Annotated in this window: 2 protein-coding genes; one reads left to right on the top strand and one right to left on the bottom strand. The window is 48.6% G+C overall.

Annotated elements, in window-relative coordinates:
• Positions 1–356: prepilin, shufflon protein A (locus ACJHX7_RS26260; protein WP_071529125.1), on the top strand; the 356-nt coding region annotated here is incomplete at its 5' end.
• Here ACJHX7_RS26260 and ACJHX7_RS26255 read toward each other — a convergent pair.
• On the bottom strand, positions 353–603 hold a 251-nt coding region (locus tag ACJHX7_RS26255), incomplete at its 5' end, for a hypothetical protein (RefSeq protein WP_073546372.1). The two genes, ACJHX7_RS26260 and ACJHX7_RS26255, sit on opposite strands and share 4 nt — an antisense overlap.

Below are 603 nucleotides of genomic sequence, written 5' to 3'. Positions count from 1 at the left end.
CGTGCCAATCCGGTGTGTGGAGAACTTCCGGTTCCTCTAACGGTAGTTACAGTAATCTTGGATCACACAGAGGATCATTTACTGGTCGCAATACAGGAAGTGGTACGCTGTTTGTTTACGCCTCTGGAGGGAATGGTGGTTCCGCCGGGGGAGATTGCGCTAACACATCCAGATTGCAGGGATACGTTGCAGGGGCATTGATTAGCACAAATGCGAGCAACAACCCATCTTATGGGAAGACAGCATTCATCTCTTTTGCTGTCCCTGCTGGCGCAACTTATCAGATCACCTCTTATCCGGCCCAAAACTACTCTTGTGGCTCAGGGGTATTTTCAGTATTTGGATACCAAACTTAATTGAGAGTTACACAGGACGCAATACAACCTGTCTTGTGCTCGTATTTGTACCATTTTCGTGAACCAGATGGACTCTCGACTACCTGGCAGTAATGAGAATCCTCAGCATTTCCCATTCTGGCAATGGCACAAAAGTCAAATTGCCCCAAGTAACCAGTGCTGGAAAGTTGAGTAATCTTGAGCTTTCCACCTAATGCCCTCCACACACCGGATTGGCACTGGCCTCCGTGCCAATCCGGTACGTGGA

Source organism: Escherichia sp. WS1451 (assembly GCF_046487365.1).
Classification (GTDB): domain Bacteria; phylum Pseudomonadota; class Gammaproteobacteria; order Enterobacterales; family Enterobacteriaceae; genus Escherichia; species Escherichia coli.
The sequence above is the reverse complement of the archived record's forward strand: the minus strand, read 5'-3'. Positions and strand labels throughout refer to the sequence as shown.